20 protein-coding genes and 1 rRNA gene are annotated in these 23420 nt (G+C 62.8%); 12 read left to right on the top strand and 9 right to left on the bottom strand.

Annotated elements, in window-relative coordinates:
- A 16S ribosomal RNA gene (locus O0880_RS19165) occupies positions 1-113 on the bottom strand; the annotation flags it as partial.
- A gap of 513 nt (positions 114-626) precedes the next feature.
- Here O0880_RS19165 and O0880_RS19160 point away from each other — a divergent pair.
- Positions 627-2006 carry a sodium-dependent transporter gene (locus O0880_RS19160; RefSeq protein ID WP_289888116.1) on the top strand — a complete coding sequence of 460 codons (1380 nt, stop codon included), beginning with the start codon at positions 627-629 and terminating at the stop codon, positions 2004-2006.
- Here the strand turns inward: O0880_RS19160 and O0880_RS19155 are convergent, their stop codons facing one another.
- From O0880_RS19155 to O0880_RS19125, 7 genes are all read right to left on the bottom strand, one after another.
- Positions 2007-2621 carry a M15 family metallopeptidase gene (locus O0880_RS19155; protein ID WP_289888114.1) on the bottom strand — a complete coding sequence of 205 codons (615 nt, stop codon included), beginning with the start codon at positions 2619-2621 and terminating at the stop codon, positions 2007-2009.
- A complete protein-coding gene (locus O0880_RS19150; protein ID WP_289888113.1) occupies positions 2621-3523 on the bottom strand; it encodes a LysR substrate-binding domain-containing protein in 903 nt (300 codons plus the stop codon). Before O0880_RS19150 ends, O0880_RS19155 begins: the two co-directional genes overlap by 1 nt.
- A gap of 83 nt (positions 3524-3606) precedes the next feature.
- Positions 3607-4407, bottom strand: a complete 801-nt coding sequence (locus tag O0880_RS19145; RefSeq protein WP_071326022.1) for an N-acetylmuramoyl-L-alanine amidase — start codon at positions 4405-4407, stop codon at positions 3607-3609.
- A gap of 30 nt (positions 4408-4437) precedes the next feature.
- Positions 4438-5376, bottom strand: a complete 939-nt coding sequence (locus O0880_RS19140) for a BadF/BadG/BcrA/BcrD ATPase family protein (RefSeq protein WP_289888111.1) — start codon at positions 5374-5376, stop codon at positions 4438-4440.
- Positions 5377-5470: 94 nt separating this feature from the next.
- Complete coding sequence (locus O0880_RS19135; RefSeq protein ID WP_289888109.1) at positions 5471-7132, bottom strand: family 10 glycosylhydrolase; 1662 nt, start codon at positions 7130-7132, stop codon at positions 5471-5473.
- Between the two features lie 91 nt (positions 7133-7223).
- Entirely contained in the window at positions 7224-8522 is a 1299-nt protein-coding gene (locus O0880_RS19130) for an MFS transporter (RefSeq protein ID WP_289888108.1), read from the bottom strand.
- A 45-nt stretch (positions 8523-8567) separates the two neighbouring features.
- Positions 8568-9449: an N-acetylmuramic acid 6-phosphate etherase gene (locus O0880_RS19125; RefSeq protein ID WP_289888107.1), complete on the bottom strand. Its 882-nt coding sequence runs from the start codon at positions 9447-9449 to the stop codon at positions 8568-8570.
- Positions 9450-9812: 363 nt separating this feature from the next.
- Between O0880_RS19125 and O0880_RS19120 the strand changes: the two genes are divergently transcribed.
- Together O0880_RS19120 and O0880_RS19115 are read left to right on the top strand one after the other, a co-directional pair.
- The gene (locus tag O0880_RS19120) at positions 9813-10871 is read left to right on the top strand and encodes a helix-turn-helix transcriptional regulator (protein WP_289888103.1); all 1059 of its coding nucleotides are present in this window, start codon (positions 9813-9815) and stop codon (positions 10869-10871) included.
- Between the two features lie 142 nt (positions 10872-11013).
- A complete protein-coding gene (locus O0880_RS19115) occupies positions 11014-12147 on the top strand; it encodes a nuclear transport factor 2 family protein (RefSeq protein ID WP_289888101.1) in 1134 nt (377 codons plus the stop codon).
- Between the two features lie 86 nt (positions 12148-12233).
- On the opposite strand, the gene O0880_RS19110 is transcribed toward O0880_RS19115, so the two are convergent.
- A complete protein-coding gene (locus O0880_RS19110; RefSeq protein ID WP_289888100.1) occupies positions 12234-12983 on the bottom strand; it encodes a GntR family transcriptional regulator in 750 nt (249 codons plus the stop codon).
- A gap of 222 nt (positions 12984-13205) precedes the next feature.
- Between O0880_RS19110 and O0880_RS19105 the strand changes: the two genes are divergently transcribed.
- The 9 genes from O0880_RS19105 (at position 13206) to bioB (ending at position 23372) form a co-directional block, all read left to right on the top strand.
- A complete protein-coding gene (locus O0880_RS19105; protein WP_289888099.1) occupies positions 13206-14549 on the top strand; it encodes a serine hydrolase in 1344 nt (447 codons plus the stop codon).
- Between the two features lie 91 nt (positions 14550-14640).
- The gene (locus tag O0880_RS19100) at positions 14641-15927 is read left to right on the top strand and encodes a D-amino acid dehydrogenase (protein ID WP_289888098.1); all 1287 of its coding nucleotides are present in this window, start codon (positions 14641-14643) and stop codon (positions 15925-15927) included.
- A 91-nt stretch (positions 15928-16018) separates the two neighbouring features.
- A complete protein-coding gene (locus tag O0880_RS19095; protein WP_289888097.1) occupies positions 16019-16468 on the top strand; it encodes a YchJ family metal-binding protein in 450 nt (149 codons plus the stop codon).
- Between the two features lie 40 nt (positions 16469-16508).
- A complete protein-coding gene (locus tag O0880_RS19090) occupies positions 16509-18131 on the top strand; it encodes a carboxyl transferase domain-containing protein (RefSeq protein ID WP_289888096.1) in 1623 nt (540 codons plus the stop codon).
- 22 nt (positions 18132-18153) lie between these two features.
- On the top strand, positions 18154-18942 hold the full coding sequence (locus O0880_RS19085; RefSeq protein ID WP_071326010.1) for an enoyl-CoA hydratase/isomerase family protein: 789 nt from the start codon (positions 18154-18156) through the stop codon (positions 18940-18942).
- Positions 18943-18973: 31 nt separating this feature from the next.
- On the top strand, positions 18974-20302 hold the full coding sequence (bioA, locus tag O0880_RS19080; protein WP_289888093.1) for an adenosylmethionine--8-amino-7-oxononanoate transaminase: 1329 nt from the start codon (positions 18974-18976) through the stop codon (positions 20300-20302).
- A 1-nt stretch (position 20303) separates the two neighbouring features.
- Positions 20304-21500: an 8-amino-7-oxononanoate synthase gene (bioF, locus tag O0880_RS19075; protein ID WP_289888092.1), complete on the top strand. Its 1197-nt coding sequence runs from the start codon at positions 20304-20306 to the stop codon at positions 21498-21500.
- Entirely contained in the window at positions 21490-22281 is a 792-nt protein-coding gene (bioD, locus tag O0880_RS19070) for a dethiobiotin synthase (protein WP_071326007.1), read from the top strand. The genes bioF and bioD overlap by 11 nt, the downstream gene beginning before the upstream one ends.
- A 44-nt stretch (positions 22282-22325) precedes the next feature.
- On the top strand, positions 22326-23372 hold the full coding sequence (gene bioB, locus O0880_RS19065) for a biotin synthase BioB (protein ID WP_071326006.1): 1047 nt from the start codon (positions 22326-22328) through the stop codon (positions 23370-23372).
- The last annotated feature ends 48 nt before the right edge of the window (positions 23373-23420 follow it).

Below are 23420 nucleotides of genomic sequence, written 5' to 3'. Positions count from 1 at the left end.
TACTCACCCGTTCGCCACTCGCCACCAGAGCAAGCTCCGTGCTGCCGTTCGACTTGCATGTGTAAGGCATGCCGCCAGCGTTCAATCTGAGCCAGGATCAAACTCTTCAGTTTAATCTCTGTTTAATGTCATTTCTGACAGGTCGGACAGTATCGCTACCATCCAAATCTTTTGCATTGCAAAAGATTTGCTCACTCAAAAAACTGACAGGCTACTTCCGAAGAAGTATCCTATTTCATTATTTCTTGTGAACATTTGATATTTTAAGTATTACGCCAATCCGAAGATCGACGCTGCACTTACATCAAATGCCCACACTTATCGACTGTTAATTGTTAAAGAACTGTATTCGGTTACTACTTTCGCGCTATCGACAAAGCGTTGTGTTTGTCAGCTGCGAAGAAGGAAGAGTATGAAGCAATTTGCTACGTCCGTCAACTCCTTCTTTTTACTACCCAGCCCCGAAAGACTGTCCCTTTTGTGCCGCAAACTAGTGCGCCTCATTGGGGAGGCGAACTATAGCAAAGCGCCCCTGTAGAAGCAAGGCTTTTCCGGGGTATTTGCGGCCAGCTGCTACAATTTCGCCCCCTCAGCGCAAATCCGCGTCCATCCATAGAAGATTCACCATGAAACAACAAGCTCAAGGATCAGGCCTGACCCTGAAACGAGCTGGCTTTACCACTGGCTTCGGCGTGCTCGCCGCCACCCTCGGTTCCGCAGTCGGTCTCGGCAATATCTGGAAGTTCCCCTATCTGACGGGCGCCAATGGCGGCGCCGGCTTCCTGCTCATTTATTTACTCGCCACCTTGTTAGTGGGATTGCCCGTGATGATCGCGGAAATCACCCTGGGACGCCGGGCCAAGGTCAATCCGATTTCCACTATGGAACAGCTGGCGCCCAAGGGCAAGCCCTGGTGGCTGGTCGGCTTCATCGGCATGGTGGCCGCCTTCCTCATCGTCGCGTTCTATTCGGAAGTCGTGGGCTGGGTGTTTGCCTATATCGCCAAGGCCATCGATGGCTCCATCCTCAGCAGCGACAAGCTGGTGACGGAAGCGGCCTTCGCTTCGCTGATCAGCAATCCATTGCAATCGCTGCTGTGGCAATGGGGCGTGCTGTTGTTTATCGGCGGCATCCTGATGCTGGGCGTGACCAAGGGCATCGAAGCGATCGCCAAGAAGCTGATGCCGCTGCTGTTCCTGCTGCTGCTCCTGCTCTGCGCGGTCAGCCTGTCGCTCGATAAAGCCGGCGAAGGCCTGGCCTTTTTATTCCGTCCCGATTTTTCCAAGCTGACGGCCTCCGTCGTGCTGACGGCCATGGGCCTGGCCTTCTTTAAGTTGTCCGTCGGCATGGGTACGATGATGACATACGGCAGTTATTTCCGCGATGACCAGAATATCCCCGTCACCACCTTGCGCGTGATGGCGGCCGACCTCGGTGTATCGATGCTGGCTGGCATCGCCATCTTCCCCGCCGTGTTCACGTTTGGTTTCGCCCCCAGCGCGGGACCGTCGCTGGTGTTCATCACGATCCCGGCCGTGTTTTCGCAAATCCCCATGGGGCAAGTCCTGATGGTGGTGTTCTTCATCCTGGCCGCCGTGGCCGCCACGGGGGCGATGCTGTCGCTGATGGAAGTGCCAGTGGTGATTTTCCATGAGCGTTTCGGCTGGACGCGTACCAAGGCCACCATCGTGACCATGCTGCTGCTGGCCGTGCTCGGCTCCGTGTGCGCCTTGAGTAACAGCACGCTGGCGGATTTCAAGCTGTTTCACTTGAATATGTTTGATCTGTTCGACTTTGTCTCGTCAAATATCTTCCTGCCCGTGGGCGGCATCGCCATCGCCTTGTTTACAGGCTGGGCCTGGGGCAAGCAGAACTTCATTGAGGCGATCGGCAATCACGGCCAGTTGCAAAATAAAACCCTGGCGCATGTGCTGCTGTTCCTGCTGCGCTTTGTCTCGCCCGTGCTGATCCTGATCGTGATGCTGAAGGGATTAAAGGTCTTTTAATCAGAGCACCCGGGTGTAGGTCTGGCGCACCAGCACCCGGTCACCGCAATCGAAATGCCACCATTCGCTATTGATGCCGAAAAAGCCCGCCTGGAACATGGCGTCGCGCAACAGGCGGCGATGTTCCACATGCTCCGCCGTAATTTCCCCCCGTTCCAGCAAGGCCAGCTCCAGTGCCGGGTGCGAGCGCTCACTCAGGTCATCAAACCCCGTCCCCATATCGAGTTCCTGGCCGTCCGCCCCGACGATGGTGAGGTCGAGCGCCATGCCGAACGAGTGGATCGAGCCGCGCGACGGTTCGGCGATATAGCCGAGCAGCTCCGTTCCCTGCAACGCATCCCACAATTGCTGCTGTACCCGTTGCGGGCGCAGGGCGTCGAGCACCAGCAGATGATGGTCAGGCCGCCGCTCGGCCAGCCAGGCCACGGCTTTTTCCAGGGCGGCGGCAGCGTCGCGGTGCAACCAGGCACAGTCGATGGGGCTGTATAAGTCGCGGCCGACGAAATTGTCGGGCGTGGCATAACGCAAATCGACGGCAATGCCGGCGATGCTGCTCAGGTGGCGAAATTGCGCATCGCTGCCCACCTCTTCCAATTGCAAACTTGCAACAGACATCAGACTCCTCTTTCCAGGCAGTTACGCGCGGCCACGCCGATGCTCTCGGCCAGACGCCGCGCACCATGCGACAGCGGCGAGTGGCTCGCCGTCAATAAATACAGTTGTATGGGGATGGCTGGCGCCCAGGGCCGGCGCTGCAGCCGTTCGGGCGAACCGGACGCTGCCGTAAACGGGTCGACCACCGCCATGCCGGCACCCGCTTCCACCAGGGAGCGGGCGATTTGATAGGTCTGCACCACGGTGGAAAAGACGGGGTGGATATCCTGCGCCTCGCACGCGGCGACCACCAGTTCGCCCAGCGGATCGTTGTCGGCATGGCCGATCAGCTCGCCACTGAGGCCATGCGCCGTCAGCGGCGTGCCGCAATCGGCCGCATGCCAGGTGCCGGCGGAAGCGATGACCGTCATGACGCCGTGGGCCAGCGGTTCGGCCACGATGCCCGGATGGCGCGGGTCTTGCAGCGACACGGCCAGGTCCGCCTCGCCCAGGCGCAGGGTATTGACGATCTCGCCCGTGTGGTGGGTGGCCAGCTGGCAACGCGTGTGGGGAAAGTCCCGCCGCCACTCGGTCATGGCGAACGGCAAGACACTGATGGCGATCGTCGGCGTGGACACGAGGCGGATGGTTTCCACCGCATGGCCCTTCAGGCTGGCCGCCAGGCGGCGGATGCCCAATAAATCACGGTTGAGCTTTTCCGTCTCGACAAACAACCGGTGCGCCTCGGGCTTCGGATACAGCTTGCCCCGCACGCGCTCGAACAGCGGCATGCCCAGTTGCAACTCGCAATGCTGCAAGACCTTGGTCACGGCCGGTTGCGAGATATGCAGCACCTGGGCGGCGCCGCTGATGGTGCCAACTTGCATGATGGCGTGAAACACTTCGATATGACGCAGCCGCATGAGCTATTCCTTTACCGTGCTTTGACCGTCGAGGCCGTAAGAGTTCAGCATATAAGAAAAAGTCATGGGCTGGAACGGCCGTGCTACTTTGCTACAACAGCGGGTGCCGGCGTCGTCAGCACTTCCAGCAGGGCCGCCGTTTCGCCATCCGGCGTGCCATCGAACAACTTATTGCGGTATTTCATCTGGAAGGCGATCAGCACATTGCGCGTCGCTTCGTCGAACACGCCCGTGTTTGGCGTCGCATAGCCATGCTGGGCCAGCTTTTTCTGGAACCAGACGGCATCCGGCACTTGCTGATCAAAAATGATGCGCTGCGCGGCCACGCGGTTGGCGTCGGGCCAGACGATCAGGCCCGCATCGGCCAGCTGGCGCCATGGGAACAGCGGACCCGGGTCCTGCTTGCGCTGCGGCGCGATCTCGTTGTGGCCCAGGATGTTTTCCGGTGCAATGTTGTAGCGCGCCTGTATATCCTTGAGCAACGGGATCAGCTCGTCGATCTGCGCCTGCGGGAATGGATACCAGAGGCGGCCTTCCGGCGTGTCCTTGTAGCCAGGGTTGACGATCTCGATGCCGATCGAGCTGACATTCAACTGTGTATAAGTCTTCCAGTTACTCACACCGGCGTGATTGGCCTGGCGCGATTCGTCGACCAGCACGTAAAACTTCGGCTTGTCCGTATCGGTCAGCAAATAATGGCTGCTGACCACTTGTTCCGTGAGGATCTTGATCGAACGGGGCAGGTCGCTGACCGTGTAATGGATGACGATGAATTTCACGCGCGGGCTCTGGCTGCGCGCGTTCAAGCTATGGTCGAGGTGCGGCGCGGGCGTGGTACACGCTGAGAGCAGGGCCACCAGCATGGCGAGGGCGATTTTTTTCATGAAAGATCCGTGATCGGGTTAATAAAATGTTCAGTCTTTGCCGGCCGCCAGGCTGGCCGCCTGCCTGGCCGCGGCGTCATGCGGACGGGCAATTCTTTGTTCCATCTGCAACGATACCGGCAATGCGGCGCGCATGGCTGCCGCCATCGCCGGGTGCAACTGCGCCGCGCGGCCCGCCAGCACCACGGGACGCGGACCATGGCGCGCCACCAGGGCCAGGGCCAGGCGCGCCAATTCCTGCCCCGCGCGCTGCAAGATGTCCAGCGCCAGCGGGTCGTTTTCGGCACTGGCGGCGACGGCCAGCGCCAGCCGGCCGATGGTACCCCGATCCTGGCCATACATGAAGGCGCGCGACAGCGACCAGTCGCTGCCGCCCACATGCGCAAACACGGCCTCGGCCATGGGCGATGCCTGCCAGCTGCCTGGCGCCTCGTCTTCGCGGCGCCAGATCTGGCGCAAGGCTTCACGGGCGATCCAGTAACCGCCGCCGCCATCATCGAGCAGCACGCCGCGCCCGCCCGCGCGATGAAACACGCCCTCCGTATCGATCCAGGCGGCAATCGACCCCGTGCCCGCGTAGACCAGGTAACCCTGGCCCGGCGCAAAACTGTCGCGATACGCGATTTCAATATCATTGCACAAGCGGACATCCGTGACGTCGAGCGCCAGCAACCCGGCCAGCGCTTGCGCCAGCACAACATCGTCGCCGCCAAAGCCCGTCAATCCGGCCACCACGGCGCGCGGCTGGCCGACAGCCAGCACGGCCTGGCACAATTGCGCAAATGTGGCGTGCACGGCCGCGCGGCCCGCATCGCTGCCCATTTGCAAGGCAGACAAGCCGTCCACGGCGCCGTCGGCCACGATGGCGCCGTCCGCGCCGGCCAGGGCCCAGCGCGTCTGCGTGCCGCCCGCGTCGATGCCGAGGCCGAGCACGGCAGTGCCATTATTGACTGTAGGGAAGGAAATCATGGCATGAGTGTAAAGCCAAGCGCACCCGGCAGGCATGAAAGCTTGCGCATGTTTCATGCCTGCAGGTTATGGACTGCCGGTGACGCGGAAAAAACTACTTGGCAGGGGTCGTAAACGGGGCGCGCACGGTGACGCGCGCGCTTTCATTGCCGAGGCGGTCCACGGCGCTGACCACTACCGCATTGACTTTACCGATGGCATCGTCAACCAGGGTCAGCTCGCCTTGCACGCCCGTGACCACGGTAAAGCGCCAGTCTTCGCCGTAGCGGGCCCAGACCGCATATTGGGCCACGGGCTTGCCGCCGCCTGCCGTCAATTTGATGTTCAGGCTGGTGGAATCGCGGCGCAAGGCCAGCTGCGGCGTGCCGGGCGCTTCCTTGCCCAGCCATGGCGTGGCGGGGACCAGGGCCGGACTTTGATACACGGTGGCCTTGAGTTGCTCGCTGACACCCTTGCGGTTCTGCATCAATGGCACCATGCTGAAATGCACTTGCCCGTTCGCGCCGGGGCGCGTGCGCGTCACTTCGACCTGCTTGATGATCTCTTGCGGCGTGAAGGACTTGGCGGAATTGTCGATGCGACTCGTATACAAGCCCGGCCACACATGGCGGCCATACGGATTTTGCGCCAGCCAGTAGTCGAGCAGCACGCCAAACGCCTGCGGCGCCTGCGCCACGGGCCAGTACAGCTGCGGCGACAGGTAGTCGAGCCAGCCCTTGGCCAGCCACAGTTCCGCATCCGCATACAATTTGTCGTACTGGCTGAAGCCGACGATGCCGGCAGGGCGGCGGTCCGGACGGCCGATGCCGAACGGGCTGATGCCGAAGCGCACCCAGCTCTTTTCGCGGTGGATGCCTGTGTATAACGCCTCGATCAGCTGGTTGACGTTCTGGCGGCGCCAGGAAGGGCGGTCCAGCTGGCCGCCGGCCAGCAGATATTGCTGCCAGGAAGGCTCATCGGGAAACGGCAGTTCGCGCTTGGCGCCGCCATTGCCTGCGTCCAGCGCGGCCGTTTCGGCGCCGGCGCCGGCGCCGGGCGCGTCGATCGGATACGGATAAAAGTAGTCGTCGATGTGCACGCCATCGATATCGTAGCGGCGCACCACGTCCAGCACCACGTCCGTCGTGTGCTTCGAAGCGGCGGCGTCACCCGGGTCCATCCACAGGTAGCGGCCGTATTGCTTGACGGACGCCGGGTTGGTCGAGGCGAAACTGTCGCGCGCCAGCGGCGACTTGGCCGTCGCGTGACGGGCCCGGTAAGGATTGAACCAGGCATGCAATTCCAGGCCGCGCGCATGCGCCTGGGCCACCCAGAAGGCCAGCGGGTCATACAGGGGCAATGGCGGCTGGCCTTGCTTGCCAGTCAGGTATTCCGACCATGGCTCCAGCTGCGACGGGTAAATCGTGTCGGCGCTGGGGCGTACCTGCAGCACAATCGCGTTCAAATTCAAGGACTTGGCACGGTCAAGGATGGCGATGGCTTCGGCTTGCTGCTTGGCCACCGGCAAGTTGTTGCGGCTGGGCCAGTCGATATTGGCGACCGTCGAGACCCAGGCGGCGCGAAATTCGCGCGGCGCCGGCGGCGGCACTTCGCCCGTGATGTGCTGCACGGGCGGCACGGCGGGCAAGCCCGCTTCGCCCGGCGTCACTGCGGATGGCATCTTGGTGCTGGTACAACTGCTGAGCAAAGTGGCGGCGGCCAGCGCGGCCAGCACGCCGGCTGTGACGCCCAGGCGTTTTTTCAAAGTAGACAACAAAACAATTCCTTGCAGTGGTGGAGCGCAGGTCTATCGGTGCGGGCATTTTACTGTGCGCCCGCATTCCCTGCGGGCGCACACGATAAAAGAATCAGGCGGGCGCCTTTTTGCCGAATTCGGGATCGATCTTGACCAGCGCGGCCATGATGAAGGCGGGAATGGTGGCGATGCAGACCCAGATGAAGAAGTGCTGGTAGCCGAGCATTTGCTGTATCCAGCCGCTGGCCATGCCCGGCAACATCATGCCGAGGGCCATGAAGCCCGTGCAGATGGCGTAATGGGCCGTTTTATGCGCGCCATCGGAAACCATGATCATGTACAGCATGTACGACGCGAAGCCGAAGCCATAACCAAATTGCTCCAGCGCAATGCCTCCGGCGATCAGGTATATATTGCTGGGCATGGCCGTAGCCAGGTAAACGAAGACCAGGTCGGGCAAGTGGACGGACAGCACCATGATCCACAGGCAGCGTTTCAAGCCGAAGCGGGAAATGATGTAGCCGCCCAGCAAGCCGCCGAGGGTCAGGGCAATCACGCCGATGGTGCCGTAGACGAGGCCGACCTGTTCCGTGCTGAGACCCAGGCCGCCCTTGGCGACGGGGTCGAGCAAAAAGGGCGCGGCCAATTTCAGCAATTGCGCTTCGCCGAGGCGGAACAGCAGCAAAAAGCCGAGGATGACGAGGATATCCTTCTTCTTGAAGAAGGCGGCAAAGGTGGCGACGAACTCTTGCAACGGAGAAACACCCGCTTCCTGGATGCTGGGCCGGTCATCCTTGGGCTTGGGCAAGATGAAATAGTGGTACAGGAAGAGGGCGATGAACAGGCCCGCCAGGATGGCAAACACGACGGACCAGGCCAGCTGCACATTGCCCGTGGCATGCGTCAGGTAGCCGGCCAGGTATACGAGGCCGCCCTGGCCGGCGATCATGGCCAGACGGTAAAACGTGCTGCGCACGCCGACGAAGGCGGCCTGCTGGTGCTGTTCCAGGCCCAGCATATAAAAGCCGTCGGCGGCGATATCATGCGTGGCGGAACTGAAGGCCATCAGCCAGAAAATGGCTAGGCTGATCTGGAAGAAGTGCGGCAAGGACGTCGTCAGGGCCACCAGCGCCAGCGCGGCGCCGATCACCAGTTGCAGGCCGACGATCCAGAAGCGCTTGGTGCGGTACATGTCGATGAAGGGCGACCACAGCGGCTTGATGACCCACGGCAAGTACAACCAGCTGGTATACAGCGCGATATCGGTATTCGAGAAACCGTAGTTCTTGTACATGATCACGGACAGTGTCATGACCACCACGTAGGGAATGCCCTGACCGAAATACAGGGAGGGGATCCACAGCCACGGGTTTTTCGCGCGCGCCGGGGCGGTTTGTTTCACAAGCTCCATACATCCTTCATCGTCTGCCAGACAGAAGAATGCCGCGCCATCGGATCAAGCCGCCAGTGCCGCCCGCACACTGCCGTTCGCGCCGGCCAACAATGCCTGTGCCTGGTTTGTATTGATTTTTTTGATCAAGGCAACAATCGCCACCTTGACGTGAAATTGGCACTGCTCCAGCACCATCCTGGCCTGCACCTCGCTGGCGCCCGTGGCATGCATGGTCAGACGCACGGCCCGCCAGATCAGCTTGGCGTTGGTCGGCTTCAAGTCTACCATCAAGTTTCCATAAGTTTTATGCAAACCCACCATCAGGGCGCTGGAAATCGTGTTCAGGGTGATTTTTTGCGCCGTGCCCGCTTTCAGGCGCGTGCTGCCGGAAATGACTTCCGTACCCGTGTCGAGCACGATGCCGTAGGCGGCCTCGCGCGCCACGGGCGCATCCACGTTGTTGACAATGCCGATGGTCAAGGCACCCGCCTTGCGCGCGGCCAGCAAGGCGCCCAGCACATAGGGCGTGGCGCCGGAAGCGGCCAGCAACAGCACGACATCGTTTTCTTGCGGCAGCAAGGCCAGCAAGTCCGCCTCGCCTTGCGATAAATCATCTTCCGCCCCTTCGACGGCCGTAAACATGGCGCCCGCGCCGCCGGCCAGGATGGCGACGGCCCGTTCCGGCGGCCAGGAAAAGGTGGGATTCAGTTCCACGCTGTCGAGCACGCCCAAGCGGCCCGACGTACCCGCGCCCACATACAGCAGGCGTCCGCCGCCGGCGATGCGGGGCAGGGCGGCCGTGATGGCCGCCGCGATCTGCGGCGACGCCAGCCGCACGGCTTCGACGGCCCAAAACTGGTCATCGACCAGCGCCGCCACCAGCTGTTCCACCGGATACAGGTCCAGGTCCGGATGCCGCCGGCTCGGGGTTTCAGTTTTCAACATGATTTCAGAACATGGTTGAAGGTGAAACCAGTTTAATACCAACCAGCACGGCCAGCCATGAAAGGATGGCGGGCGGGCATAACGGGAGTTTATGGCTAGTGCCGCTACGGCCGTTCGCCGCCCATTCCCCGGTGCGCGAGGTGCTGGCAACGATGTTGACCGCAGTGGCGGCAAACCAGTCGGCTCACGGCAAGCTCATCGGGCTGTGTCGCTCGAAATACGACGGGCCACTGCCGCCGCCCGCGGTGCAAGTCATTGTTGCGAAATCAATAATCATAATTATTAATTCAGGGGCCCAGGGCCAAGTTTTGGCCCCGTTTGTGTCTATACTTCGGTTCGACGCCATAATCAACGACACGCCCCATGATCGCTCGCCAATTGCTGTTCTTGTTTAGCGCCCTGGGCGCCATCAACGGAATTTTCCTGGCCGTCTATTTTTTCAGCCGCCGGCCCCGCTGCCTCGCCGACTGCATGCTGGGTGCCTTGCTGCTGGCCGTCGGGGTGCGCACCGCCAAGTCCGCCTTCCTCTTCTTCAACCCGGCGATCGCCCTCGAATTCCGCCAGCTGGGCCTGTCGGCCTGCCTGCTGATCGGTCCCTTGACCTATCTCTATGTGCGCGCTTTCATCGCCGGGCTCTCGCAACTGCCTGCTGGACAACAATGGCGTTGGCATCTGGGCTTGTCCTTCCTGCTGATCGGCATAGGCGTCGCCTTTCCGTATCCCGCGTATCGTGCGGCGTGGAACCTGTCGAGTCATGCCATTCATGTGTTCTGGCTGGGCTACCTGCTGGCGACCGCCAGGTTGCTCTGGCAAACCCGCCAGGTATGGTCGAACGATGGACATCGGATGGCGGCCAGCACCGTGCTCCCGCTCAGCGTCTATGCAGGCAGTTGCGTCATGCTGGTGGCGTACGCGAGCACGCCGTTCACGTCCTATATTGTCGGCGCCTTGTCGTTCACCTTCTCGCTGCATGTGGCGGTCATGGTCTTTCTGCTGAGAAAGGAAAGCCTGACGCCATCCGAGCCCAAGCAAAAGTACCGGAATAACCGACTGGCGCACGAAGATACGCTTGCCGTGCTCACCGCGCTGGAACAACTGATGACCGAACAGAAATCCTATCTGAATCCGAATCTGACCCTGGCCCAACTCGCCAAGCGGGCGGGATGCACGCAGGCGCAGGTGTCGCAGGTACTGAATGACAAGCTGGGCAAGAGCTTCACTACCTACGTCAACGAATACCGTATCGCCGAAGCGAAACAGGTATTGAGCGACGAGCCGCAATTGAACATGGATATCGTCGCCGAGCGCTGCGGGTTCAATTCCAGCTCCACCTTCTACTCGACCTTCAAGAAAGTGGCTGGGCAGACTCCTGCCAGCTTCCGGGCCCAATCCAGCCAGGCGGCCAGGGCCATTTCCGCGTAAAACCTCTCCGGAATCGCCATTCCGGAGTCTGAAATCATGTTTGGCGACATCAATTCCCCTGTATTTCGATAACTTATCGAGCACCAGCGATCAGCATCGGTCGTTGCTCCGATAAACGTAGTTCTTCATTCAGGGTAAAGCCATGATTCAGTTTTTATTGCGGACGGTATTCGCCTGTTGCTTGTTAAGCATCACCGCCGCCGGCACCGCCGCAACCGCAGACCAGGACGAAAATGCCATCCGGGAGACCGTGCGCCTGTATCTGCATGGCACCAGCTACAACGTGCAGAGCGAGATCAACCAGGCCTTCCTCGCAACCTCCCGCCTTTACCTGGACGGTAAAAACGATGCGGAATGGGAGTTGAGCGGTCCGGAATACGCCAAACTCTTTTCCCAAGAGAAAATAGGGCAATTCAATGGGCGCCACGGGCGACTGATCAAGGTCGATGTGAGCGGCAAGGTGGCCAGCGCCAAGGCCGAGATCCACATTCCCCAGCAAGGGGTCCGCTATGTGGATGTGTTTCTTTTGAAAAAGATCGCCGGCAACTGGAAGATCATCAGCAAGTCGGCCCATCGCGAGCCGGCCGCCCCGCGCCAGGCACGCAAGGTGCTGCTGGTGGTGTCGAATGTGCATCAATATCCCGGTACAAAGGTTAATGCAGGCAATAATTTTCCCGAGCTGGCCTATACCTATGATGCATTTCGCAAAGCAGGGTATGCCGTCGACTTCGTCAGTCCCGAGGGGGGCGCCATTCCCCTGGAAATGATCGTCACGTCGGACGAGCTGCTCAAGAAGCATCTGTACGACAGTGATTTCATGTGGGCACTGGCCCATACCAAGCCCGTCTCCGAAGTCAGGGCAGACGACTATGCAGGCATGGCTTTCGTCGGCGGCGGCGCGGCCATCGTCGGCATCCCGGAAAACAAGGCGCTCCAGGACATCGCCTTGCGTATCTACGAACAACAGGGTGGGGTGATCGCGGCCATCTGCCATGGCACCGAGGGCATCAAGAACCTGAAGCTACGTGACGGTACTTTCCTCATCCAGGGCAAGGTGCTCACCTCGTTCCCCGATGCGTTTCTCAACAAGGAATCGCCGGTATACAAGGCCTATCCCTTCTCGGCAGAAGCCAGCATCAAGCGCCATGGCGGCATATTCAGGCACGGCGCCAACGGCAAGAGTCACGTCGAGGTCGATGGCCGGCTGGTGACGGGCATGAGCTGGGAATCGTCCGTTGGCGTGGCAGAATCCATGATCCGCCTGATCGAACAGTAGCGGGCGCTTTCCTGGCGGGGCGGGCCGCGGCGCCGCACCGGCGTGCGGTGAGCAACGCGGGCCCGTCAGGGAGACGCGCGCGGTGTTTACAGGGGACTGGGGGCGCGGCGCATTTCTGCCACGAAGTCGTAATGATCGCTGCGGCAATACGAATGCGTGAGTTCCACCGCTTCGCCCGAGTCCAGGTAGGCGATGCGCGTGATGAACAGCACGGCCTGGCCATCGGGGATGCCCAGCTGCTTGGCCAGCACGGCCGTCGCATTCATGGCGCGGATATGCTGCAAGGCGCGCACGGGCGCCTTCTTGATACTACTCAAGTATTCATACAGCGAATCGCCCATGGCGGCCGGGTCCGGCACCACGCTGAACGGCAGCACGCTCACTTCATACGCCATCACCACGTCGTCGGCCAGGCGCAAGCGCTCCAGGCGCGCCACTTTCGTGTTCTGCGCCAGGCCCAGGCTCAGCTGTTCATCGCTGCTGGCGATGACGACTTCGCGCTTGAGCCAGCGCGAACCGGGACGGTAGCCGCGCTGCTGCAGCTGCTCGGAAAAGCTCGACAGATTCGACAGCGGCTGTTCGATGCGCGGGGCAATATAGTTGCCCGAACCGCGACGGCGCACGACGAGGCCTTGCTCGACGAGCTGGTCGATGGCCTTGCGCGCCGTCACGCGCGACACGTCAAGCAGTTCGGACAGGGTACGTTCGGATGGCAGGGCCTGGTCTACCTGGTAGCGGCCGTTGCGTACATCATCGCTCAGCTTGCGGGCGATCTGCATATATAAAGGCGAATTGTCATTTAAATCGACCTTGAGTTCTACGCTGGTCTGGCTCATACAGTTCTCCTTGTCCTCCTAGTGTAATAGCGATGGCGCTTGCGCGTATCCCGTCCGCCCATGAATAAATGGAAAATGACCATAAATAACGGTTATACACTTAAAAAAACAATGTTTTACCATACATATAGCTTTGCATTATAGATAAATAAGCAATATTCATTGGCGTCCGACACCATCGCGCCCTATGCTGGCGGGGCAACCAACAAGGGCGGTGACACCATGAAAAAGAACATGACGGGCCTGCTCGGCCTGCTACTGCTGGGCAGCGCCTGGCCGGCGCTGGCCGCGCCATCGGACAGCGGCGCCGGCAACGTCCTGCACGCACGGCAGCACGCGCTCGATGCGGCCCTGTCCGCCATCGTCGAGGACCGGGCGCATCCGCTGGCCAGCCTGTCCGTGCTGGCGATCCGCCATGGCAAGCTGTCGTATCAGCAACAATTTGGCTACCGGCATCTCGGCGCCACGCCGGCGCAGAACTTGCCCGTGACGCCCGCCACCCTGTTCCGCATCGCCTCGCTGTCGAAGATGATGACCACGCTGGGACTGATGCGGCTGGTCGAGCAAGGCAAGCTGAGCCTGGACCAGGATGTGGGCATATACCTGGGCTTTTCGCTGCGCAACCCGCACTTTCCGCAACAGCCAGTGACCTTGCGCAGCCTGCTCAGCCATACCTCCTCGCTGCGCGACGCGGGCGGCTATGCCTGGGGACCCGAGCGCAGCCTGCGCGACGTGTTTACGGCCGGTGGCGACCTCATGTGGGATGCGGCCGCGGCGCCAGGCCGCTATTTTACGTATGCCAACCTGAACTGGGGCGTGATCGGCACCGTCATGGAGCAAGTCACGGGCGAGCGCTTCGACCTGCTGATGCGGCGCCTGCTGCTCGATCCGCTGGCACTGCGCGGCGGCTATAACCCGGCGGCATTCTCTGCCGGGGAGGTGGTGGACACGGCCACGCTATACCGCAAGCGCGCGCCCGACACGGAAGTCTGGCAGCCGCACGGGCCATGGATCGCACAGGTCGACGATTTTCATGCCCGGGCGCCAGCCGCGCCGGCCGGCCTCGAACGCTATGTGATCGGCAGCAATGCCACCGTCTTCAGTCCCACGGGCGGCTTGCGCATTTCCGCCGCCGGCCTGGGCAAGGTCATGCAGATGCTGCTCGATGGCGGCCGCTACCAGGGGAAACAGCTCTTGCAACCCGCCAGCATCGCCTTGATGTTTGGCCGGCAATGGCAGCTGGCGCCCGATGGCGGCAATGGCGACAGCGAACGGGGCCTGTACCGCGCCTGGGGCCTGGGCAACCAGCAATTCGATGCCGATACGGGGCAGGGCAACCGCCTGGTCGAGGGCGCCAGCTTCACGGCCGTCGGCCATTTGGGCGACGCGTATGGCCTGGTCTCGGCCTTCGTGCTCGATTTTGCCAACAAGAATGGCATGGTCAGCCTCGTCGGCGGCACGGGCAGCGATCCCGCACGGTATCCGGGCACGTATTCCGCCATGGGGCGCAGCGAAGAATTAATCCTCACCACCTTATACCGTGGTGCAATTGCCAATCATAAATAATTTGCACTGAAATAGTGCATTCCTGAAAGTTATGGCTGCACCATGATGTTTCATTGGCTCCCTTGATGGCCAGCCTCTAAGCTCTCACCGAATGTTCCCGCACCATGGGAGCGCAACGCAGCGAGGCAACATGCAGCAACAAGTCATCATCATCGGCGGCGGCGTCGTCGGTCTGACATCGGCCTGGTGGCTGGCCGAGGCCGGCTACAAGGTCACGCTACTGGAACGTAACGAACAGGTGGCCATCGCCGCCAGCTACCGCAATGGCGGCCAGCTCAGCTATCGCTATGTGGCGCCGCTGGCGGACGCCGGCGTGCCCCTGAAAGCCTTGCAGTGGCTGTTGCAGAAGGATGGCCCGCTGCGCTTCCGCCCCGAGGCCGACTGGCGCCAATGGCGCTGGATGGCCAGTTTCTTGCGCAATTGCAATGCGGCCAGCAATGCGCGCACGACGGCCAAGCTGCTGCAGCTCGGCGAATTAAGCCGCGCCGGCATGGCGCAGCTGGAATGGACGGTGCCGCCCGAAGCGTATGCGTGGCGCGACGCGGGCAAGCTCATCGTCTACCGCTCGCCCGCCATCTTTCAGCGGGCCGTGGCGCGGCCTGAATCGGAAGAGACGCGCGTCGTGCTGTCCCCGCTGGAAGCCGTGCAGCGCGAACCGGCGCTGGCCGCCCTGCAGGGCTCCCTGGCCGGCGGCATCTTTACCGAGGGCGAAGCGGTGGCCGATTGCCACGCGTTTTGCCTGGCCCTGGAGGCGCGCCTGCTGCAGCACCCGAATTTTTCACTGCTGCCCAAGGGCGAGGCGCGCCGCCTCGTCACGCAGCGCGGCAAGATCATGGGCGTCGACACCAGCCTGGGCCTGTTGCAGGCAGATCACTATGTGCTGGCGGCCGGCATCCAGAGCCGCGACCTGGCCGCCACGGCGGGCATTTACCTGCCGCTGTATCCATTGAAAGGCTACAGCCTGACGGCGCCCATCCGCGCGCAGGACAAGGCGCCCGAGATCAGCATCACGGATTTCGAGCGCAAGGTGCTGTATGCGCGCATCGGCAACGACCTGCGCGTGGCCGCCATGGTCGACATGGTGGGCGCCGACAACAGCATCGACTGGAACCGCATCGCCGGCCTGACGCGGCTGGCGCGCGAGGCCATGCCGCGCGGCGCCGATTACGACCAGGCCACGGCATGGGCCGGCTTGCGGCCCGCCACGCCGAACAGCGCGCCGCTGGTGGGCGCCAGCAAATACGCCAACCTGTGGCTGAACGTGGGCCATGGTCCGCTGGGCTTTACCTTTGCCGCCGGCACGGCGCGCATCCTCGCCGATGTGATGGCCGGCAAGGCGCCGCCATTTGCGCTGGACTTCCTCTGCCTGAAAAAGTAGCACGCGCCTGGCCGATGCGAGGCGGCGCGCACGCGCCGCTGCCTTTATGGCGGATAATTGCGGAACTTTCCCGTTCCCTGTCTGCCACCGCATGCCCACACCCTCGACCTCTGCCGCCTGCCCCTGTGGCGGCGCCACCTACGCCAGCTGCTGCGGCCCGTATCTCGCGGGCGATGCCTTGCCGCCCACGGCCGAAGCACTGATGCGCTCGCGCTACACGGCCTTCACCTTGCGCGACGAGCCCTATCTGCTGGCCACCTGGCATCCCGGCACCCGTCCCGCCGACGCTTTATTTGCCGAAGAAGAAAAAGTCCACTGGCTGGGACTTGAGGTAAAATCTGCTTTACGTTTACGTCAACGTAAAGCAATATCAGCAGATCAAGCCGAAGAGATGCACCGCGACAGCGTGGAATTCGTGGCCCGCTACAAGGTCAATGGCCGCGCGCACCGCCTGCATGAAGTGAGCCGTTTCGTGCGCGAAGCGGGCGAGGGCGGTGGCGCCCTGCGCTGGTTTTATCTCGACGGCAGTTTTCCCGAATAGCGCGACCCGAGAGACCGGGCGATAAGAAAAAGGAACCGCAATGCCGCACATCGAAAGCAAACTCAATCCGCGCAGTGAAGATTTCAAGGCCAATGCCGCGGCCATGCAAGCCATCGTCGACGATCTGCGCGACAAGGTGGAAAAAATCGCGGCCGGCGGCGGCGAGGCGGCGGCCGCCAAGCACCTGGCGCGCGGCAAACTGCTGCCGCGCGACCGCGTGCAGATGCTGCTCGATCCCGGCACGCCCTTCCTCGAGTTTTCCCAGATGGCGGCCTACGCCATGTACCAGGACGCCAAGGGCGTCGATGCGGCGCCTTCCGCCGGCATCATCACCGGCATCGGCAGGGTCTCGGGCCAGGAATGCGTCATCGTCTGCAACGACGCCACCGTCAAGGGCGGCACGTATTACCCGATGACGGTGAAAAAGCACTTGCGCGCCCAGGAAATCGCCGACCAGAACAACCTGCCCTGCATCTACCTGGTCGACTCGGGCGGCGCCAACCTGCCGAACCAGGACGACGTCTTCCCCGACCGCGACCATTTCGGCCGCATCTTCTACAACCAGGCGAACCTGTCGGCCAAGGGCATCCCGCAGATCGCCGTGGTGATGGGCTCTTGCACGGCGGGCGGCGCCTACGTGCCGGCCATGAGCGACGAGTCGATCATCGTCAAGGAACAGGGCACGATTTTCCTCGGCGGCCCGCCGCTGGTGAAGGCGGCCACCGGCGAAGTGGTGACGGCCGAAGACCTGGGCGGCGGCGACGTGCATACGCGCTTGTCCGGCGTGGTCGACCACCTGGCGCAGAACGACCTGCACGCGCTGTCGCTGGCGCGCACCATCGTCTCGAACCTGAACCGCACCAAGCCGCAGCAGATGGCGCTGCGCGAATCCGTGGAACCGAAATACCCGACGCAGGAACTGTATGGCGTGATCCCCGTCGACACGCGCAAGCCCTTCGACGTGCGCGAAGTGATCGCGCGCATCGTCGACGGCAGCGATTTCGACGAATTCAAGGCGCGCTACGGCACCACCCTGATCTGCGGCTTCGCGCACATCTATGGCGTCAAGGTCGGCATCATCGCCAACAACGGCATCTTGTTCTCCGAATCGGCGCTGAAAGGCACGCACTTTATCGAACTGTGCTGCCAGCGCAAGATCCCGCTCGTGTTCCTGCAAAATATCACCGGCTTCATGGTGGGCCGCAAATACGAAAACGAGGGCATCGCCCGCAATGGCGCCAAGATGGTGACGGCCGTGGCCACGGCCGCCGTGCCGAAATTCACGGTGATCATTGGCGGCAGCTTCGGCGCCGGCAACTACGGCATGTGCGGCCGCGCGTTCTCGCCCCGCTTCATGTGGATGTGGCCCAATGCGCGCATCTCCGTCATGGGCGGCGACCAGGCCGCTTCCGTGCTGGCGACCGTCAAGCGCGACGGCATCGAAGGCAAGGGCGGCGCATGGAGCGCGGACGAGGAAGCGGCCTTCAAGCAGCCGATCAAGGAGCAGTACGAGCACCAGGGCCACCCGTATTACGCCACCGCGCGCCTGTGGGACGACGGCGTGATCGACCCGGCCGATACCCGCATGGTGCTGGGCCTGGGCCTGTCGGCCGCGCTGAACGCCGAGATCCCGGACACGAAGTTCGGCGTCTTCCGCATGTAACCGGCAATAAGGGAGAAAAATCATGGAATTTGAAACCTTAAAGCTGGTCATCGAGGGCAATGTCGCCACCGTGACCCTGAACCGCCCCGACGTGCGCAACGCCTTCAACGAGACGACGATCGCCGAACTGGCGCGCGCCTTCGAGGGCCTGGGCCGCAGCGACATGGTGCGCGCCATCGTGCTGGCGGCCAATGGCGCGGCCTTTTGCGCCGGCGCGGACCTGAACTGGATGAAGAAGATGGCAGGCTACACGCATGCCGAAAACCAGGCCGACGCGCTGCAGCTGGCGCAGATGCTGCGCACGATTTACCTGTGTCCGAAGCCCGTGGTGGCGAAGATCCAGGGCGACTGTTATGCGGGCGGCATGGGCCTCGTCGCCGCATGCGATATCATTCTGGCTGCGGAAGACGTGCATTTCTGCCTGAGCGAAGTGCGGCTGGGACTGATCCCGGCCACTATTTCACCGTATGTCATCAAGGCCATGGGCGAAAACGCGGCTCGCCGCTACTTTATCTCCGCGGAGCGATTCTCCGCACAGGAAGCGCTGCGCATCGGCTTTGCCCACGAGGTAGTCGCTGGCGACGCACTGGACGCGAAAACCGCCGAGGTGCTGAAAGCGCTGACGGGCAACAGCCCGCACGCCGTGGCGCAAGCGAAAACGCTGGTGCGCGAGATCGCCGGCCTGCCGGTCGACGACGCGCTGCTGGCGGACACGGCCGAGCGCATCGCGCAGATCCGCGCCTCGGAACAGGGGCGCGAAGGCGTGCAATCGTTCCTCGACAAGCGCAAGCCGAGTTGGCTCATGGGCTAGCGCATGGACTAAGAATATCATTGGAGCAGTTTTGAAAGCAGAAAAACAATCGGGCTGGGTCGAACGCAGTCTGCGCAGCGTGTGGCATCCGTGCACGCAAATGCAGCATCACGAGACGGTCCCCTTGATCCCCGTCAGCCATGGCCGCGGCGCCTGGCTGTACGATCACGAAGGCAGACGCTACCTGGACGCCATCAGCTCCTGGTGGGTGAATCTGTTCGGCCATGCCAATCCGCGCATCAATGCGGAACTGAAGGACCAGCTCGACCGCCTGGAACACGCGATGCTGGCCGGCTTCACGCATGAACCGGTGATCGAGCTGTCTGAAAAGCTGTCTGCCCTGACGGGCGGCGTGCTGGGCCACAGCTTTTATGCGTCCGACGGCGCCTCGGCCGTGGAAATCGCCCTGAAAATGAGCTTTCACGCGTGGCGCAACAGCGGCAAGGGCGAGAAACAGGAATTCGTCTGCCTGAAGGGCAGCTACCACGGCGAAACCATCGGCGCCCTGGCCGTCACCGACGTCGCCCTGTTCAAGGATGCCTACGGCCCCCTGCTGCGCGCGTCGCAGACGGTGATGTCGCCCGACTTCCGCCAGGCGGCCGAGGGCGAATCGGCGCAGGACGTGGCGCGCCGCGCGGCCGCCGACGTCGAGCGTTTGTTCCAGCAGAAGGCCGACAAGATCGCCGCCATCATCATCGAGCCGCTGGTGCAGTGCGCCACCGGCATGGCCATGCACGACCCGCTGTACCTGGCGCTGGTGCGCGCCCTGTGCGACCGTTATCAGGTCCATCTGATCCTCGACGAAATCGCCGTCGGCTGCGGCCGCACGGGCACCTTCTTTGCCTGCGAACAGGCCGGCATCTGGCCCGATTTCGTATGTCTCTCAAAGGGCATCAGCGGCGGCTACCTGCCTTTGTCGCTGGTGATGACGCGCGAAGACATCTACCAGGCCTTCTACAGCACCGACGTGCGCCGCGGCTTTTTGCATTCGCACTCGTACACGGGCAATCCGCTGGCCTGCCGTGCGGCGCTGGCGACGCTGGCCATCTTCGAGGAAGACGATGTGCTGGTGGCCAACCGCGAACGCGCCGCCAAAATCACGCAAGCGCTGGCGCCGCTGGCGCAGCACGAAAGAGTACACAACTTCAGGCAGCAGGGCATGATCTGGGCCTTCGATGCGGTGGACGCGGCGCCCGATTTCTCGCGCCGCTTCTTCAGCACGGCGCTGGAACACGAGCTGCTGATGCGCCCCATCGGCGCCACCGTCTACCTGATGCCGCCGTATATCCTCGACGACGACGAAATCGCGGGCCTGGGCCGGCAGACCCTGGCCGTCTTCAACAAAGTGATCGGGGCCTGAGATGGAACTGATCACGCGATTACAACGGCAGCTGCAAGGGCTGGAAGAGCGTAGCCTGATCCGCCGCCGCCGCACCGTCGACACGCCATGCGCGCCGCGCCTGACGGTCGATGGCCGCACCATGCTGGCTTTTTGCAGCAATGACTACCTGGGCCTGGCATCGCATCCGCGCATCGTGGCGGCGCTGCAAGAGGGCGCCGGCCTGTATGGCGCCGGCAGCGGCGCTTCGCACCTGATCAGCGGCCATGGCCGCGCCCACGCGCAACTGGAAGAGCGCCTGGCCGATTTTGTCGGCGTCAACCTGGAAAATGCGCGCGCGCTGTATTTCTGCACCGGCTACATGGCCAATTTGGCCGTGCTGACCGCCCTGTCGGCGGGCGACCCGGATACCGAGATTTTCTCGGAAGCGCTGAACCACGCCTCGCTGATCGACGGCACGCGCCTGGCGCGCGTCAAGACGCGCGTGTATCCGCACGCCGACCTCGATGCCCTGGCGGCGCTGCTGGCGGAAAGCACAGCGAAAAACAAGATCGTCGTCACCGACAGCGTCTTCAGCATGGATGGCGACCTGGCGCCGCTGCCCGCGCTGCTGGCCCTGTGCGAGCGGCATGGCGCCTGGCTGGTGGTCGACGACGCGCACGGTTTCGGCGCGCTGGGCGAACATGGCCGCGGCGCGCTGGAACACTTCGGCCTGCATTCGCCGCACCTCGTATATGTAGGCACCTTGGGCAAATCGGCCGGCGTGGGCGGCGCCTTCGTTTGCGCGCACGACGCCGTCATCGAAACGCTGATCCAGAAGGCCCGCCCCTACATCTTCACCACGGCGGCCGCGCCCGCGCTCGCGCACGCGCTGCTGGCCAGCCTGGACATCATCGCCGGCGACGAAGGCCGGCAGCGCCGCGCCCACCTGGCGGCGCTGGTGGCGCAATGGAACGATGGCTTGCAGCTGCAACGCTGGCAAGCCTTGCCGTCGCTGTCCGCCATCCAGCCCGTCATCGTCGGCGAGAACGCGGAAATGATGGCCATCGCCGCCACCCTGTACGAACAGGGCCTGTGGGTCGGCGCGATCCGCCCGCCCACCGTGCCATTGGGCACGGCGCGCCTGCGCGTGACCCTGTCGGCCGGCCATACGGCGCAGGAAGTGGCGCAATTGATCAACGCAGTCAACACCCTGGAAAGGACTCGCCATGAGCCTTGATGATCCTATCGTGGCCGAGGTGCTGGCGGACCTGGCGCCGGCCGTGCAGCCGGCGCCCGCCGCCAGCGGCCTGCCATCGCACTTTGCCTGTTTCGTCACCGGCACCGACACGGAAATCGGCAAGACCCTGACCTCGTCGGCCCTGCTGCACGCGCTGGTCGCGCGCGGCGTGCGCGCCTGCGGCATGAAACCGGTGGCCGCCGGCGCAGAGATGCGCGACGGCGAGCTGCATAATGAAGACGCCGACAGCCTGATCGCCGCCGGCAACGTCACCATGCTGCGCAGCCTGACCACGCCCTACATGCTGAAGGAACCGGCGGCGCCGCACATCGCCGCCGCCCTCGAAGGCGTGAGCATCGAATCGGTGCCTATCCTGGCCGCCTACCTGGAAATCGCCGCCGCCTCGGACGCCGTCGTGGTCGAAGGCGTGGGCGGCTTCCGCGTGCCGCTGTCGCCCGGTTTCGACTCGGCCGACCTGGCGCAGCAGCTCGACCTGCCCGTGATCCTGGTGGTCGGCATGCGCCTGGGCTGCATCAGCCAGGCCTTGCTGACGGTGGAAGCCATCGAAGCGCGCGGCTTGAGCGTCGTCGGCTGGGTCGCCAATACGCTGGAAGTGGAAATGCGCTTCCTCGACGAAAATATCGATGCGCTGATCGAGCGCATCCCGGCGCCGCTGCTGGGCAAGGTACCGCGCCTGGCGCAGCCGAGCGCGGAAGCGGCGGCGGCGTATCTCGATTTCACCGGCCTGCCCAACTGGCCGGCGCAGCGGTCGCAGAATTAAACCAAACAACTGAACGTACTCAAAAATAGAAGCGAAGGAATCACATGTCTCACGTCCAAGAAGCAGCAAAAACCGTCGAACTGCACCGCCCTGCGGCGCGCATCACCGTGCCGGAAGCGGCCACCTGGCCCGTCGCCGATGTGCTGGCCCTGTTCGACCTGCCTTTCAATGACCTGATGTTCAAGGCCCAGCAAACCCACCGCGCCAACTTCCCGGACGGCGACGTGGAACTGGCGACCCTGTTGTCGATCAAGACGGGCGGCTGCGAGGAAGACTGCGGCTACTGCCCGCAGGCGGCCCGCTACGACACGGGCGTGGAAGCGAAGAAAATCCTCGACATCGACACGGTGCTCGACGCGGCGCGCCAGGCGAAGGCCAACGGCGCCACGCGCTTCTGCATGGGCGCCGCCTGGCGCAGCCCGAAAGAGCGCGACATGGAAAAAGTCGAAGAGATGGTGACCAAGGTCAAGGCACTGGGCCTGGAAACATGCGCTACTTTGGGCATGCTGGAAGAGGGGCAAGCCGACCGCCTGAAGAACGCAGGCCTCGACTTCTACAACCATAACCTCGACACGGCGCCCGAGTTCTACGACAACGTCATCTCCACGCGCGAATACCAGGACCGCCTGGACACCCTGGGCCGCGTGCGCGAAGCGGGCCTGAAAGTATGCTGCGGCGGCATCGTCGGCATGGGCGAGACGCGCCTGCAGCGCGCCGGCCTGATCGCCCAGCTGGCCAATCTGAATCCGTATCCTGAATCGGTGCCCGTCAACCACCTGGTACAGGTCGAAGGCACGCCGATGTATGGCCTGGAGGCGCTTGATCCGTTCGAATTCGTGCGCACCATCGCCGTGGCCCGCATCACCATGCCGAAGGCGCGCGTGCGTTTGTCGGCCGGCCGGCGCCAGATGGGCGAAGCCGTGCAGGCCATGTGCTTCCTGGCCGGCGCCAACTCCATCTTCTACGGCGACAAGCTGCTCACCACCGACAATCCGGAAGCGGAAGACGACCGCACCCTGTTGAACAAGCTGGGCTTGCAGACGCGCGGCGCCATGCTCGACTCGGTGCAGAAAGAGAAGTGCGGCTGCTGATCCAGCCCTGTCGGGTTACGCCGTGCCGGCTAACCCGACCTACGAATA

It is taken from the genome of Janthinobacterium sp. SUN118 (assembly GCF_030397695.1).
Taxonomy (GTDB): domain Bacteria; phylum Pseudomonadota; class Gammaproteobacteria; order Burkholderiales; family Burkholderiaceae_D; genus Janthinobacterium.
Note: the sequence above shows the minus strand (reverse complement) of the source record. Positions and strands in the feature narration are given on the sequence as shown.

Excerpts from the sequence above, each read along its gene's own strand:
- O0880_RS19085 (WP_071326010.1), top strand. The coding sequence starts at position 18,154 with ATGGAATTTGAAACCTTAAAGCTGGTCATCGAGGGCAATGTCGCCACC.
- O0880_RS19160 (WP_289888116.1), top strand. The coding sequence starts at position 627 with ATGAAACAACAAGCTCAAGGATCAGGCCTGACCCTGAAACGAGCTGGC.
- O0880_RS19120 (WP_289888103.1), top strand. The coding sequence starts at position 9,813 with ATGATCGCTCGCCAATTGCTGTTCTTGTTTAGCGCCCTGGGCGCCATC.
- O0880_RS19155 (WP_289888114.1), bottom strand. The coding sequence starts at position 2,621 with ATGTCTGTTGCAAGTTTGCAATTGGAAGAGGTGGGCAGCGATGCGCAA.
- bioB (WP_071326006.1), top strand. The coding sequence starts at position 22,326 with ATGTCTCACGTCCAAGAAGCAGCAAAAACCGTCGAACTGCACCGCCCT.
- O0880_RS19145 (WP_071326022.1), bottom strand. The coding sequence starts at position 4,407 with ATGAAAAAAATCGCCCTCGCCATGCTGGTGGCCCTGCTCTCAGCGTGT.
- O0880_RS19140 (WP_289888111.1), bottom strand. The coding sequence starts at position 5,376 with ATGATTTCCTTCCCTACAGTCAATAATGGCACTGCCGTGCTCGGCCTC.
- O0880_RS19095 (WP_289888097.1), top strand. The coding sequence starts at position 16,019 with ATGCCCACACCCTCGACCTCTGCCGCCTGCCCCTGTGGCGGCGCCACC.
- O0880_RS19110 (WP_289888100.1), bottom strand. The coding sequence starts at position 12,983 with ATGAGCCAGACCAGCGTAGAACTCAAGGTCGATTTAAATGACAATTCG.
- O0880_RS19100 (WP_289888098.1), top strand. The coding sequence starts at position 14,641 with ATGTTCCCGCACCATGGGAGCGCAACGCAGCGAGGCAACATGCAGCAA.
- O0880_RS19105 (WP_289888099.1), top strand. The coding sequence starts at position 13,206 with ATGAAAAAGAACATGACGGGCCTGCTCGGCCTGCTACTGCTGGGCAGC.
- O0880_RS19090 (WP_289888096.1), top strand. The coding sequence starts at position 16,509 with ATGCCGCACATCGAAAGCAAACTCAATCCGCGCAGTGAAGATTTCAAG.
- O0880_RS19115 (WP_289888101.1), top strand. The coding sequence starts at position 11,014 with ATGATTCAGTTTTTATTGCGGACGGTATTCGCCTGTTGCTTGTTAAGC.
- O0880_RS19150 (WP_289888113.1), bottom strand. The coding sequence starts at position 3,523 with ATGCGGCTGCGTCATATCGAAGTGTTTCACGCCATCATGCAAGTTGGC.
- O0880_RS19130 (WP_289888108.1), bottom strand. The coding sequence starts at position 8,522 with ATGGAGCTTGTGAAACAAACCGCCCCGGCGCGCGCGAAAAACCCGTGG.
- bioF (WP_289888092.1), top strand. The coding sequence starts at position 20,304 with ATGGAACTGATCACGCGATTACAACGGCAGCTGCAAGGGCTGGAAGAG.
- bioD (WP_071326007.1), top strand. The coding sequence starts at position 21,490 with ATGAGCCTTGATGATCCTATCGTGGCCGAGGTGCTGGCGGACCTGGCG.
- O0880_RS19125 (WP_289888107.1), bottom strand. The coding sequence starts at position 9,449 with ATGTTGAAAACTGAAACCCCGAGCCGGCGGCATCCGGACCTGGACCTG.